Below are 14,286 nucleotides of genomic sequence, written 5' to 3'. Positions count from 1 at the left end.
CAATAGCTGCATCTCAGACTGTAGACAAACTCAATGAAATTCTAGAGTTTGTCTACAGTCCTTTTTATTTTGCTTGTGAATGGGGGCTGTTGATTTCCATTCCAGGCGCTTCGCTTTCCGCGGGGCGGGCGGTGAGCCTCCTCGCCGCGAAAGCGCCTGCGGGGTCTCACCTGTCCCGCTGATCCCGCAGGAGTCTTTGCGCCATCCATTTCAATCAACAGGGGTTACAAAGTTAGAGTAGCCGTACAACCATACCTGTTTTAAAATAAATAGATCAAACACTTGAGGTGAGAAAGATGCTTTCGAAAAACAATCCAATCCAACGGAATCAAATAGAAATGATCGCTCTAGACCAGCTTGTACCAGAGAATCACCTGGTCCGTAAAATGGAGGCAGCGATGGATTTCTCTTTTATTTATGACTTGGTGGAAGGATTGTATGCGGAAGTGGGCCGCCCAAGCATTGATCCAATTATTTTAATTAAACTAACATTTATCCAATATGCCTTTGGCATTCGATCCATGCGCAAGACGATCGAGGAAGTGGAAACGAATATGGCCTACCGCTGGTTTCTCGGTTATGGATTCCATGATAAAGTGCCGCATTTCTCTACCTTCGGTAAGAACTACGAGCGTCGCTTTAAAGATACCGACCTGTTTGAACAGATCTTCTATCGTATCTTAAAAATAGCTGCCGAGAAAAAGCTCATTAGTGCGGAGCACGTTTTTGTGGATTCCACTCATGTAAAAGCTAGCGCGAATAAGCGTAAATTTGAAAAGAAAATGGTTCGCAAAGAAACACGCGCGTATCAGGAACGCCTCCAAGAAGAGATTAATCAGGACCGAGAGGATCATGGAAAAAAGCCGTTCCCGCCAGATAAGTTCGATAAAGAAGAAACGAAAGAAATCAAGGAAAGTACAACCGATCCGGACAGTGGCTACTACGTTAAAGACGAACGAACCAAACAATTTGCCTATTCCTTTCACGCGGCCGCAGACCGTAAGGGATTCGTAATTGGCACAATGGTCACACCAGGCAACACACATGACAGCCAAATCTTAGAGCCGTTAATGGAGAAAGTGATAGAAAAGGTAGGAAAACCTAAAGCTGTTGGTGCAGACGGAGCTTACAAAACACCTGCCATTGCCAGTTATTTAATGGAAAACGGCATGACACCTGCTTTGCCTTATACACGGCCGCGCACAAAAGAGGGCTTCTTCAGAAAGCATGACTATGTGTACGATGAACATTTTGACTGTTACCTTTGTCCGACAGGGGAAGTATTGAATTACTCAACGACGAATAAGGAAGGCTATCGTGAATACAGATCACCCAAACAGGTTTGTACCTCCTGCCCTTTTTTAGCTAAATGCACGGAAAGCAGAAATCATCAAAAAGTGGTGACACGCCATATTTGGCAGAAATATATGGAAGAGGCCGACCATCTTCGCCACCACGAAGAAGTTAAAGCGATTTATGCGGAGCGAAAAGAAACGATTGAGCGTGTATTCGCAGATGCAAAAGAAAAGCATGGCATGCGTTGGACAACGTTAAGGGGACTTAAAAAATTGTCGATGCAAGCGATGCTTACTTTCGCTGCCATGAATCTCAAGAAAATGGCCAGCTGGACTTGGCGAGAACCAGAAATGGCTTAAATGATGACCTCGGAGAGGTCTATCTTTCTCTCGAATGGCTTTAAAACTACCGAAAAATCAAAAGGGGTTCGGAATAAGACTATTCCGAACCCCTTTTGTCGACAAACTGAGATGCAGCCAATAGCTGCATCTTTTTGTTTGATAAGAAAAAGTAAAAGGACTGGCTCCGGCGCATTCGTTTCGAGCCAGTCCTATAAGCGGGCTTTATTTCATTATACTTCCATGATAATTGGAAGTATCATCGGACGCCGTTTTGTTTTCTCATAGAGGAAAGGAGCGAGCGTATCGATAATTTCATTTTTGATCTCAGACCATTGAGTGGTTTTCTGGTTGAGCATGCGGTGAATGTGTTTGTTTAACATGCTTTGTGCTTCATAAATCAAATCACCTGATTCACGCATATAGACGAATCCGCGCGAAATAATGTCGGGGCCTGCTTCTACCTTGTACGTTTCCATATTGATACTAACCACGACAATAACGAGCCCTTCTTCAGAGAGGATGCGGCGGTCGCGCAACACGATGTTGCCAATGTCCCCAATTCCACTTCCGTCAATATAAACAGAGCCTGAAGGGATTTTTCCAGCAAGCTGGGCAGAATCTTTGCTAAGGGCAAGGACTTCCCCGTTATCCATGATAAAGCAATGATCTTCAGGAACCCCGCAGTCAACAGCTAGCTGAGCATGCATTTTCTGCATCCGGTACTCCCCATGAATCGGCATAAAGAATTTAGGTTTAATCAGGCGCAGCATCAGTTTCTGCTCTTCTTGGCTGCCGTGACCAGATGTGTGAATATTGCTTAATGAACCGTGAATAACTTCCGCTCCTGCACGGAAGAGAGCATTGATGGTCCGATTCACGCTGATCGTGTTGCCAGGAATAGGTGACGAGGAAAAAACAACTGTATCGCCTGGCTGAATTTGAATTTGGCGATGGGTGCCGTTAGCGATTCTGGATAGAGCAGCCATTGGCTCTCCCTGGCTGCCGGTACAGAGGATCGTTACCTTATCAGCCGGCAGGCGGTTAAGTTGCTGATTATCGACAAAAGTGTCTTTTGGACAACGAATATAGCCTAAGTCCTGGCCGATGTTAATTGCTGCTTCCATGCTTCTGCCAAATACAGCTACTTTTCGGCCGTTTTCTACAGCTGCCTCTACGACCTGCTGTAGACGGTGGATATTGGAAGCAAATGTAGCAAAAATAATGCGTCCCTCTACTTTTCTGAAAATGTCCTGAATGCTTTCACCGACCCGGCGTTCAGACATGGTGAAATTTGGAACTTCACTATTTGTACTGTCGGATAAGAGGCAAAGCACACCTTCTTTGCCGATCTCAGCCATTTTAGTTAAGTTAGCCGGTTCACCGACTGGTGTAAAATCAAACTTAAAATCACCTGTGTGTACAATGTTACCTGGAGGAGTCTTGACTACAATACCATAGGAATCCGGAATACTGTGAGTTGTACGGAAGAAAGTCACAGACGTTTTTCTGAACTTAATCACATCATCTTCATGGATTTCATGCATTCTCGTTTGGCGCAGCAATCCATGTTCTTCCAGCTTGTTTTTGATTAAGCCAAGGGCTAGCTTGCCGCCATAGATCGGTACATTTACTTGGCGAAGCAAATAGGGAATGCCGCCGATATGGTCTTCGTGTCCGTGGGTAATAAACAACCCTTTAATTTTATCGGCATTTTTCTCTAAATATGTGTAATCGGGAATGACGTAATCAATACCCAGTAACTCATCTTCCGGGAATTTAATTCCAGCATCAATCAAGATAATCTCATCTTGAAATTGTACCGCATAGGTGTTTTTTCCGATTTCACCCAAACCGCCAAGGGCAAAAACAGCTGTTTGATCATTTTTAACGGCTTTCATAAATTAAAGCTTCTCCAATCGGTAATTTGGCGATTGTTGTTCATAAGCTAAGTATGGTCCTTCAATCGCTTGGATGTATTCAATATTATAAGGGCGGTTTTTTAGTGACTGACGTACTTCCCGTTCCGAAGCCGCTTCTGTATAGAGGGATTTTGTATTTTCACGTATAGTCACTTCATTTCTGTTTTCTTGATAGTACACTTTAAAGATCATTTGTTTCTCTCCTTGTCCGATTAATATATCAAAACTGCACACCTGAAAAGCTTCAGGGACAGCTCCTCTCGTGTTATCATGACTGCCTTTGGCAATCAGTCCGCTTTTCGCTTTTCTTTATTATAAAGAATGTTTAATTTTTTTTCATGTTTTTCATATCTTTGCTTTTGTTTAAATAGAAATAGATGAAATTTTTGTATTTATACACAAAGACAGCCCTTCATAAAGGAAGGGCTACACCATTCTTTATTATGCGATTGATTTTCTTCTGAGCATGTCTCTCCACTGTTTGGCAAGCTTCTTCTTTAGCTTCTTTAACATAGTGGATCACTCCTTAGGGTTATTTTAACATAAGTTGATTTAAATAAAAAGAAAAATGGAAAGATACTGCCCGTCACCTGTTAGTTAGTATGGATAAAGCTATGTCTAATTAGGCGTGGTAAAAAACGCCAAAGGGCATGGTTCGTTGACTTTAACAGGGAGTTAAGGTAGCTTTGAGAGGGAAAAGATGTGAAAAGGAAAAGGGGCTGTTTGTGTGACGAAATTAGTATTTTTTGATATAGATGGAACCTTGCTGGATCATAATAAACAGTTGCCAGCAAAAACAAAAGAAGCGTTACAATTACTCAGAGATAAAGGCGTGTACACAGCGATCGCCACAGGACGGGCGCCGTTTATGTTCGCCGATTTGCGGAAAGAGCTCGATATTCATTCATTTGTCAGCTTTAACGGCCAATATGTAGTGTTTGAAGATGAGGTGATTTATATTAATCCTCTGGCGACTGACTCACTGGACAGGCTAAATAAGTATGCGAGTGAGCGAGGGCATTCACTTGTTTATATGAATGAAAAAATGATGAAGGCCAGTCGCTCCCATGATACGTATGTGGAGGAAAGCCTCGCTAGCTTAAAATTTCCTTATCCAGAAATCCATTCTGATTTTTATAAAGGCAGCGACCTATATCAAACGCTAATTTTCTGTGGGAAAGAAGAGGAGGAGAGTTACCGGGAGCAGTTCCCGGAATTTACTTTCATTCGCTGGCATCCTCATTCTCTTGATATCCTGCCGGCAGGAGGATCGAAGGCTGAAGGGATCAAAAAAATGATGGAACGGTTAAACTTTAAGATAGAGGATGTCTATGCTTTTGGTGACGGATTAAATGACATTGAAATGCTGAAGCTTGTTGGCACAGGGGTAGCTATGGGAAATGCGCTTCCGCCTGTAAAAGAAATTGCTGACATGGTGACAAGCGATGTAGCAGAAGACGGCATTTATCTTGCTCTAAAAAAATTAGAGCTTATATAGCAGACAGGGAAGCGGCTGTTTTGAAAAGGAGCTTTATTGTTAAATAGTCAGTCCGGCCTGAAAAAATTCAGGCCGGACTGACTATTTTTATGGTACTTATACGGTCCGTTTCTTTAAAGGGGACGGCTTAGTTTTTTGCTGTTAAGCGGGGCAGCCCGCTTGGTTATTAGCGTTCAATGGGAGTCGATCCTTCAATAACGGAAAAAGGATTGTTTGGATCGATATGATCGTAGAACATGACACCGTTTAAATGATCAATTTCATGCTGGACCACAATAGCGGGCATTCCTTTTAAGCGTAATTTTATTTCTTTTCCATCGAGATCAACAGCTTTTACTGTTACCCGTGCATATCTGTGCACATATCCGGGCACATCTCGATCTACTGATAAACAACCTTCCCCGGAAACTAGGTAAGCCTTTTCTACAGAGTGGCTCACAATTTTTGGATTGATTAAAGCATGGCTAATTAATTCTCCATGATCATCGTTTACTTGAATAGCAATCATGCGTTTGGATAGACCAATTTGTGGAGCAGCAAGCCCAACACCAGGCCGAAGACCGAATTTTTTTGCTGTTTCCGGATCTTGGCTGTTTTGAACGTACTCCAACAGGCTTTTAGCTATTTCTTTATCTTCCTCGCTTGGCGGCAACGCTATATCAGCCGCTTTTTCTCTTAATACTGGATGTCCTTCCCGAACAATGTCTTTCATTGTAATCATAATGTGTACCTTCTTTCTGTGGGGCGATCTTTAGGGAATAGTTTATCAAAAAAACAGCAGATTGTTAACGAAACAGCTGGATGTTTCGGCAGAAGAAAAAAAGGATATGTAAGGAAAACAGCAAGACCGCTCTGGATACATATGAAGAAAAGTGTGAACGTGATTGAATGGGGGAGGCTGAAATGAAAAAACAGCGCATGATTTCCTATGGACTAGCTATTATTTTGTTAACAGGCTGCGGGGGATCAACCGAGAAACAGATTTCTGCTGTTTTAAAAAAAACAGCAGAGGCAGAAGAAGAGTTTGTTAAGCAGCAGCAGCCATTAAAAGAGCTAGAGAAGAAAGAAATGAGCATTTACAAAAAAATGATGACTAGCAGCGGGAAAGAGAAAAAGCGGTGGTCAGCTCTGCAGGAAAAGGCAGAAAAGAATTTAAATGACCGTAAAGAAAAAGTTTTTGCTGAACAGGAAGCGATGAAAAAAGCAGCGGATGAATTTTCTAAATTGGATGAATTAAAGAAAAGACTGGAAGACAAACAAGTGAGAGGGGAGCTAGACGGATTAATTAAAACAATGAATGAAAGGTATAAAGCGCACCAGGATGTAGCGAAACGGTATAATGAAGTTTTGCGATTAGACAAGAAGCTCTATTATATACTCGGGAAAGAAACAACCACATTGTCAGATGTGGAGGAACAGCTTGACAAAATTAATAAAGAAAATGATAAGTTGAAAATGTCCAATGAGCGGTTTAACAAACTAACCCGTACATTTAATAAACAAAAAACTGCACTAGAGAAGTCTATAGAGAGTAAATAACTGTGACAGAATGAGAGGGGAGAAGGAAGGGAATACTGCCTGCTACTACTTCCATCCAATTATTGAAACAAGCCGGGATACGTAAATTTCCCGGTTTTTTTTCTTTTTCAAAGGGAAAGGATATACATGTATAAACGAAGGAAAAGATATCCCGCAAAAACTAATCTATAACAGTTTGGAGAAAAGGGTTTTTTTATAGTACAGATGATTTGGTGCAGTAATACAGTTTTGGTAGGGGGGATTAGGGGAAAACAACAACTTCCTTTTGAAAAAGGTAATTTTGTTTGACTTTCAGTTAAATGTTATTATAGACTTATGTCTGTAAACAAGTTGTTGTACTAGTGCACATTGGATTTCTACTAGTACAGAGCTGACCATAAATCACCCCATCTGAAACATTTGTGCGATACAGAAGATTGAAGGATGGCTTGTTGAACAAGAAAACTATGCACAATAAAAAAGAAAGGATAGGTGGCTTTCATGAGTGCTAAAAAGAAGGCACAATTCGATGCAAAAAAGACACTTGAAATGATTGAAGACCAATTTGAAATGGTCCAGGTTTTAAATGAAGAAGGGAAAATTGTTAATGAAGAGGCGATGCCTAAATTAACTGATGAGCAGTTGGAAGAATTAATGACGCGTATGGTCTACACGCGGATTCTTGATCAACGTTCTATTTCATTGAACCGTCAAGGGCGCCTTGGATTCTATGCACCGACTGCTGGACAAGAAGCATCACAAATTGCTTCTCACTTCGCTTTAGAGAAAGAGGACTGGATTTTACCAGGATATCGTGATGTTCCGCAAATCGTTTGGCACGGCCTTCCTTTATATCAAGCCTTCTTGTTCTCCCGCGGACATTACCACGGAAATCAAATGCCTGAAGGTCTTAACGTACTTGCTCCACAAATCATTATCGGAGCTCAATACATCCAAAATGCCGGTGTGGCACTTGGTTTGAAAAAACGAGGCAAAAAAGCGGTAGCGGTTACATATACAGGAGATGGCGGCTCTTCACAAGGTGACTTCTATGAAGGTATTAACTTTGCTGGTGCGTTTAATGCTCCTGCGATTTTTATTGTCCAAAATAACCAGTTTGCCATCTCAACTCCACGTGAAAAACAAACAGCGGCCAAAACAATCGCGCAAAAAGGGATTGCAGCAGGCCTTCCAAGCGTGCAAGTAGATGGAATGGATCCGTTAGCTGTTTATGCTGTTACCCATGAAGCCCGGGAGCGAGCTTTAAACGGAGAGGGACCAACTTTAATTGAAACGATTTGTTATCGTTACGGTCCTCATACGATGGCAGGGGACGATCCAACACGCTATCGTACGAATGATATGGATACTGAATGGGAGAAGAAAGATCCACTTGTTCGCTTCCGTAAATACCTGGAAGGTAAAGGCCTGTGGAATGAAGAAAAAGAAACGGCTGTAATTGAACGGGCAAAAGAGGAAATTAAAGCAGCCATTAAAAAAGCGGATGAAACACCAAAACAAAAAGTAACAGACTTAATGGCTCATATGTACGAAGAAATGCCTGCAAACTTAAAAGAACAATATGAAATTTATAAAGAGAAGGAGTCGAAGTAAGCCATGGCGCAAATGACAATGATCCAAGCTATTACGGACGCTCTGCGCACAGAACTAAAGAACGACGAAAATGTGTTGGTCTTTGGGGAAGACGTTGGAGTAAATGGAGGAGTTTTCCGAGCAACGGAAGGCCTTCAAAAAGAATTTGGTGAAGATCGTGTATTTGATACACCGCTTGCTGAATCAGGGATCGGCGGTCTTGCTGTTGGACTTGCTCTTGAAGGATTCCGTCCAGTACCTGAAATCCAATTTTTTGGTTTTGTCTATGAAGTAATGGATTCTATCAGCGGTCAGTTAGCCCGCCTTCGTTACCGTTCAGGCGGCAGCTATTCTGCTCCAGTTACGATCCGTTCTCCGTTTGGTGGTGGCGTGTATACACCAGAGCTTCATGCGGACAGCTTAGAAGGACTTGTTGCTCAACAACCAGGTTTAAAAGTTGTAATTCCGTCCTCACCTTACGATGCAAAAGGACTCTTGATTTCTGCGATCCGCGACAACGATCCGGTTATTTTCCTTGAGCACATGAAATTATATCGTTCTTTCCGCCAAGAAGTGCCGGAAGAAGAGTATACGATTCCTCTTGGAAAAGCGGAAGTGAAACGTGAAGGAACAGACCTTTCGATCATTACTTATGGAGCAATGGTTCATGAATCAATCAAAGCGGCGGAAGAGCTGGAAAAAGAAGGACATTCTGTAGAGGTGATTGATCTTCGCACTATTCAACCATTGGATATTGATACGATTGTAGCCTCTGTTGAGAAAACAGGACGTGCCATCGTTGTTCAGGAAGCTCAAAAACAAGCAGGAATTGCAGCTAATGTGGTAGCGGAGATCAATGAGCGCGCTATTTTAAGCTTGGATGCACCAGTGCTACGTGTAGCTGCTCCGGACACAGTTTATCCATTTTCACAAGCAGAGCCAGTCTGGCTTCCAAACTTTAAGGACGTTATTGAAACAGCGAAGAAAGTACTCGATTTTTAATAATCGGTATCGCACAGGGCAGATGATCTCAGGTCTCTTTGAGGCAGGTCTGAGATCTCTCCTAATGTAACGATTGTTGAGAGGATTAACTTAATTAGGAGGGTGAAGACTTTGGCATTTGAATTTAGATTACCTGATATCGGTGAAGGTATTCACGAAGGCGAAATTGTAAAATGGTTCGTAAAAGCGGGCGACAAAATTGAAGAGGATGACATCCTCTGTGAAGTGCAAAATGATAAAGCCGTCGTTGAAATTCCTTCTCCTGTTACAGGAACAGTAGAAGAGGTTTTAGTCAGTGAAGGAACAGTAGCGGTTGTTGGGGACGTTCTTGTCAGAATTGATGCTCCAGGCTATGAGGATTTGCAGTTTAAAGGGCACGGAGACGGAGAAGAAAAGACCGAAGCTCAAGTGCAATCGACAGCTGAAGCAGGCCAGGATGTAAAGAAGGAAGAAGTGCCTGTGCAAAAAGAAGAAGAGGCTACTGGAGCGGGAGCACAGCCAGCCGCAGCAGAAGTAGATCCGAACCGCCGTATCGTAGCGATGCCGTCTGTTCGTAAATATGCACGTGACAATGGCGTAGATATTCGTCAAGTAGCTGGCTCTGGTAAAAATGGCCGCGTATTGAAGGCAGATATCGATAGCTTTGTTGCTGGTGACCAGAAATCTGCAGAAGAACCGGCAGCTAAGCAGGAAGCGGTAGATGTAGAACAGCAAACGAATAAGCAGGAAAGCGCAGCTGCACCTGTTATTCCTGAAGGTGAATTCCCAGAAACACGTGAGAAAATGAGTGGTATTCGCAAAGCGATCGCCAAGGCGATGGTGAATTCTAAACATACAGCACCACATGTTACATTAATGGATGAAGTAGAGGTGACCAAGCTTTGGGCTCACCGCAAGAAATTCAAAGCGATCGCTGAAGAAAAAGGCATTAAGCTGACTTTCCTTCCTTACGTGGTAAAAGCCTTAACAAGTGCACTTCGTGAGTACCCGGCTTTAAACACATCGCTTGATGATAGCACAGACGAAATCGTTCATAAGCATTATTACAATATTGGTATTGCTGCTGATACGGATAAAGGCCTTCTTGTACCAGTTGTAAAAAATGCGGATCGAAAATCAATGTTTACTATCTCAAATGAGATTAATGAACTGGCAAATAAAGCACGCGATGGAAAGCTCTCTCCAGCAGAAATGAAAGGCGCAAGCTGCACAATTACGAATATCGGCTCTGCTGGCGGGCAGTGGTTTACGCCGGTCATTAACCATCCGGAAGTAGCTATTTTAGGCATTGGTCGAATTGCAGAAAAACCGATCGTAAAAAATGGTGAAATTATAGCCGCACCTGTGTTAGCATTATCATTGAGCTTTGACCACCGAATGATTGATGGCGCAACAGCTCAAAATGCGCTTAATCATATCAAGCGTTTATTAAATGATCCAGAACTTTTATTAATGGAGGCGTAATACAATGGTAGTAGGAGATTTCGCAATCGAAACTGATACGATAGTCGTCGGAGCAGGCCCTGGTGGATATGTGGCAGCTATTCGTGCTGCACAGCTTGGACAGAAAGTGACCATCGTTGAAAAAGGAGAACTGGGCGGCGTCTGCTTAAACGTCGGCTGTATCCCTTCTAAAGCGTTACTCACAGCAGCTCATCGTTTTGAGCAGGCTAAACATTCAGATGACATGGGAATTGTAGCTGAAAATGTTACAGTTAACTTTGAAAAAGTTCAAGAATGGAAAGCCAGTGTCGTTAAAAAACTGACTGGCGGAGTAGAAGGACTTTTAAAAGGCAACAAAGTAGAAATTGTCCGTGGGGAAGCTTATTTTGTTGATGCGAATACACTCCGTGTAATGGATGAAAATTCTGCCCAAACATATAAGTTTAAAAACGCAATTGTAGCAACTGGTTCTCATCCAATTGAGATCCCTAATTTCAAATTTTCTGAGCGTGTTATTAATTCAACAGGTGCTTTGGCACTGAAAGAAGTACCGGCTAAGATGGTTGTTGTCGGCGGTGGATATATTGGTGCTGAGCTTTCTACAGCTTATGCAAACCTCGGCACGGAAATAACTATTCTTGAAGGAGCTAACGAGATCTTAAACGGCTTTGAAAAGCAAATGTCTGCTCTCGTTAAACGCAACCTGAAGAAAAAAGGCGTAACGATTGTTACAAAAGCAATGGCTAAGTCAGCCGAAGAAACAGAAAACGGTGTAACCGTTACTTACGAAGTTGGCGGAAAAGAAGAAAAAGTAGAAGCTGATTATGTACTGGTTACAGTTGGCCGCAAGCCAAACACAGATGAACTTGGTCTTGAACAAGCTGGTGTTAAAATCACAGATCGCGGTTTAATCGAAATTGACAAGCAGTGCCGTACAAGCGTATCCAATATTTATGCGATCGGGGATATTGTACAAGGTCCTCCATTAGCTCATAAAGCTTCTTATGAAGGAAAAGTTGCAGCGGAAGCTATTTCAGGCGAGCCTTCTGAAATTGATTATATGGCTATTCCAGCTGTGTGCTTCACTGAGCCTGAATTGGCGACTGTTGGCTACACAGAAGCAGAAGCGAAAGAAGAGGGAATAGAAGTGATTGCAGCTAAGTTCCCATTTGCAGCTAACGGCCGTGCATTGGCGCTTAACAGCACAGACGGATTCGTGAAGCTTGTTACACGCAAGGAAGACGGATTAATTGTCGGTGCTCAAATTGCTGGGTCTGGCGCATCTGATATGATCGCTGAATTAGGACTTGCTATTGAAGCAGGCATGACAGCAGAAGATATCGCTATGACAATTCATGCACACCCAACTTTAGGGGAAATTTCTATGGAGGCAGCTGAGGTTGCTCTTGGCACACCTATCCATATTGTAAAATAAAGATAAAAAATAGAACTGCCTGTGGGCAGTTCTATTTTTTATGTCTATTTAGTTAAGAATTTGTCCCTGCAGCCATAAACTGTATTAGGAAACAATAAGAGATAGGCGGAGGGACTATGAATTACTATATTATATTTATTTTCCATTTAATGATTTGGAGCTTTTATACGTTGGCTTCTTGGCTATCCAATGGAGATTCAAAAACATTTCAAGGACTGTTGTTCATTGTTTTTTTCTATATTTGCATGTCAGCCGCCCAAAAAATATTGCATTCCCAGCGAAAAGGGTTTTTTATGACGGTTACTACTTTGCTTTGTTATTGGACAGGCAAACTTACTATTGATCAGCTGCTTCATATCTTTTCTGCTTCTTTTTAAACTTTGTTACACTGAAAGAAACAAATGGAAAGAAGGGAAAAGATGAGAAAATTAACCATTTTAATACTTCTTTTAGTTTTGTCTGGATGCAGCGGACAGAGTGATAAAGAGCAGAAGGAGGCACCACTTGTAGAAAAGAAAGTGATGGGCCAGCCGGCCGAGAAGCAGAAAGATGAAAGGGAAATGAAAGCCAAACAAGAGGCACCACTTTATCGGGTCAACCAGAACAATTGGACAATCGAACCTATCGGCTCAGCCAATCCTAAAGTTGTGCTGCTTACTATTGACGATGCACCAGACAAATACGCATTGGAAATGGCTAAAATATTTAAAAGCGAAAACGTTTCTGCTATCTTTTTTGTAAATGGACAGTTTTTGGAGAACGAGGAAAATAAAAAAATGCTGAAGGAAATAGATCAAATGGGGTTTATGATCGGCAATCATACTTATTCTCATAAAGATTTAAAAAGTTTGTCAGAGGAAGAACAGAAAGAGGAGATTTTAAAAGTGAATGAAATGGTTGAAAAAACTATTGGCAAACGCCCTGTCTTTTTCCGCGCTCCATTTGGCAGTAACACAGATTTTTCGAGACAGCTAATCCGAAAAGAAAAGATGAGTATTATGAATTGGACATATGGCTACGATTGGGAAAAGGAATACATGACCAAAGAAAGCTTATCAGATGTGATGGTGAATACACCAATGTTAACGAACGGAGCAAATATCCTGATGCATGATAGGCAATGGACCAAAGAAGCATTAAGTGTAATGGTTACGGGCCTGCAGGAAAAGGGCTATGAGATCATTGATCCTAAAATGATTGCAACAGAGCAAAATCAAGAGTAAATGGCGGCGGGGGGCCATTTTCGACTTTTATTGCCAGGACTTCCGCAGGCTAATCTGTTTCTGCGCAGAAACAGATTAGCCTGCGGAAAAAATAGATTTTCAGCCGGACAGTGGCTCACCAGTTACAGCTTTATTTATCCCCATTACATAAATGGATATATATGGGGCGCTTGCTGATAGGCCTTATTCAAATAGAGTAGATATCGTTCCATTGAAATAGAGCTTTTATTGTGAAAGATGATGAGCTGTTTTGGATGAGTATTATAGCCACGTGGCAGAAGTGATAATTTTTCTAACTGTTTAAAAGAGGGTCTTGTAGCTGATTGTTTGAGGTAGGCGGATTGACTGCTTCCTGGTTTTCTTCTTTTGTTTAGGGCATGAATGATTTGCGAGGGAGTTTCTATCCCTAAGCCGTGTCCAAAGCATGTGCCATCTTCAAGAACGACAGCATTTTCTCCTCTCCACCAGGAGGTGTTTGGATCAAAGTCAGGATTATTAAAATAAACAACATCTCCGGGCAGGAAATAGTTTGTCTTCACTGTTTCTATTCCAAGAGCAGGATTAGCATGCCAGCTGTATAAATAAATGTTTTGGAAGAAACGGTTAAAAGAATAGTCTCCGATGCTATGTAAAACGGCATGATAATAGATAATCATCTTGGCTGTAGCGCATTCAAATGCATAGAGTGAACTATTCCGATAAATGTCCCGAATAGCTTCGGAGGGCAGTGCGCCGCGCTTTAACTGAAAACCCCCGACTGCTGTCAAATACCAGTACTGAGGATTGCACCGAGATTTTTCAAAGGGCTCAAATTGTGAATCGCCGTCATTCATCTTTCGTGCGCTAGCTATGATGTTTTTTCGTAAACGGATTTCAAATAATAACTCGCTAATAGATTGATAAGAATAAACGTCCGGAGCATCGTTCATTCGTTGAAAAATAATGCTTTCAATCCGATCGGCCGGCCACATGGTGTTTTGGTAAAATGGCATTCCTGATAACTGTATCATGCTCTCCC

At 42.0% G+C, this 14,286-nt stretch carries 13 protein-coding genes; 9 read left to right on the top strand and 4 right to left on the bottom strand.

Annotation, left to right across the window (positions count from 1 at the left end):
- Positions 1–296 precede the first annotated feature (296 nt).
- Positions 297–1,655 carry an IS1182 family transposase gene (locus MKZ02_RS17740; protein WP_340854857.1) on the top strand — a complete coding sequence of 453 codons (1,359 nt, stop codon included), beginning with the start codon at positions 297–299 and terminating at the stop codon, positions 1,653–1,655.
- Between the two features lie 212 nt (positions 1,656–1,867).
- Here MKZ02_RS17740 and rnjA read toward each other — a convergent pair whose 3' ends face one another.
- Complete coding sequence (gene rnjA, locus MKZ02_RS17735; RefSeq protein ID WP_120036977.1) at positions 1,868–3,535, bottom strand: ribonuclease J1; 1,668 nt, start codon at positions 3,533–3,535, stop codon at positions 1,868–1,870.
- A gap of 3 nt (positions 3,536–3,538) precedes the next feature.
- Positions 3,539–3,748: a DNA-dependent RNA polymerase subunit epsilon gene (locus MKZ02_RS17730; RefSeq protein ID WP_120036979.1), complete on the bottom strand. Its 210-nt coding sequence runs from the start codon at positions 3,746–3,748 to the stop codon at positions 3,539–3,541.
- 535 nt (positions 3,749–4,283) lie between these two features.
- Here MKZ02_RS17730 and MKZ02_RS17725 point away from each other — a divergent pair.
- Positions 4,284–5,054 (top strand): Cof-type HAD-IIB family hydrolase, encoded by a 771-nt coding sequence (locus MKZ02_RS17725; protein WP_340854855.1) that lies wholly within the window; start codon positions 4,284–4,286, stop codon positions 5,052–5,054.
- Between the two features lie 166 nt (positions 5,055–5,220).
- Here MKZ02_RS17725 and def read toward each other — a convergent pair whose 3' ends face one another.
- Positions 5,221–5,775: a peptide deformylase gene (gene def / locus MKZ02_RS17720; RefSeq protein ID WP_120036983.1), complete on the bottom strand. Its 555-nt coding sequence runs from the start codon at positions 5,773–5,775 to the stop codon at positions 5,221–5,223.
- A gap of 182 nt (positions 5,776–5,957) precedes the next feature.
- Between def and MKZ02_RS17715 the strand changes: the two genes are divergently transcribed.
- The 7 genes from MKZ02_RS17715 (at position 5,958) to MKZ02_RS17685 (ending at position 13,268) form a co-directional block, all read left to right on the top strand.
- Positions 5,958–6,593, top strand: a complete 636-nt coding sequence (locus MKZ02_RS17715) for a YkyA family protein (RefSeq protein ID WP_182917117.1) — start codon at positions 5,958–5,960, stop codon at positions 6,591–6,593.
- A 480-nt stretch (positions 6,594–7,073) separates the two neighbouring features.
- Complete coding sequence (pdhA, locus tag MKZ02_RS17710; RefSeq protein ID WP_120036986.1) at positions 7,074–8,186, top strand: pyruvate dehydrogenase (acetyl-transferring) E1 component subunit alpha; 1,113 nt, start codon at positions 7,074–7,076, stop codon at positions 8,184–8,186.
- 3 nt (positions 8,187–8,189) lie between these two features.
- Positions 8,190–9,167, top strand: a complete 978-nt coding sequence (locus MKZ02_RS17705; protein WP_120036988.1) for an alpha-ketoacid dehydrogenase subunit beta — start codon at positions 8,190–8,192, stop codon at positions 9,165–9,167.
- Positions 9,168–9,278: 111 nt separating this feature from the next.
- The gene (locus tag MKZ02_RS17700) at positions 9,279–10,631 is read left to right on the top strand and encodes a dihydrolipoamide acetyltransferase family protein (RefSeq protein ID WP_120036989.1); all 1,353 of its coding nucleotides are present in this window, start codon (positions 9,279–9,281) and stop codon (positions 10,629–10,631) included.
- Positions 10,632–10,635: 4 nt separating this feature from the next.
- Complete coding sequence (gene lpdA, locus MKZ02_RS17695) at positions 10,636–12,045, top strand: dihydrolipoyl dehydrogenase (protein WP_120036991.1); 1,410 nt, start codon at positions 10,636–10,638, stop codon at positions 12,043–12,045.
- 116 nt (positions 12,046–12,161) lie between these two features.
- Positions 12,162–12,422, top strand: a complete 261-nt coding sequence (locus MKZ02_RS17690) for a hypothetical protein (RefSeq protein ID WP_120036993.1) — start codon at positions 12,162–12,164, stop codon at positions 12,420–12,422.
- Positions 12,423–12,464: 42 nt separating this feature from the next.
- Positions 12,465–13,268 (top strand): polysaccharide deacetylase family protein, encoded by an 804-nt coding sequence (locus MKZ02_RS17685; RefSeq protein ID WP_340854852.1) that lies wholly within the window; start codon positions 12,465–12,467, stop codon positions 13,266–13,268.
- A 143-nt stretch (positions 13,269–13,411) separates the two neighbouring features.
- On the opposite strand, the gene MKZ02_RS17680 is transcribed toward MKZ02_RS17685, so the two are convergent.
- Positions 13,412–14,278 carry a protein-glutamine gamma-glutamyltransferase gene (locus tag MKZ02_RS17680; RefSeq protein ID WP_340854850.1) on the bottom strand — a complete coding sequence of 289 codons (867 nt, stop codon included), beginning with the start codon at positions 14,276–14,278 and terminating at the stop codon, positions 13,412–13,414.
- Positions 14,279–14,286: the final 8 nt, after the last annotated feature.

Origin of the sequence: Pseudobacillus sp. FSL P4-0506 (genome assembly GCF_038003025.1) — a bacterium.
GTDB lineage: Bacteria > Bacillota > Bacilli > Bacillales > Domibacillaceae > Pseudobacillus.
Note: the sequence above shows the minus strand (reverse complement) of the source record. Positions and strands in the feature narration are given on the sequence as shown.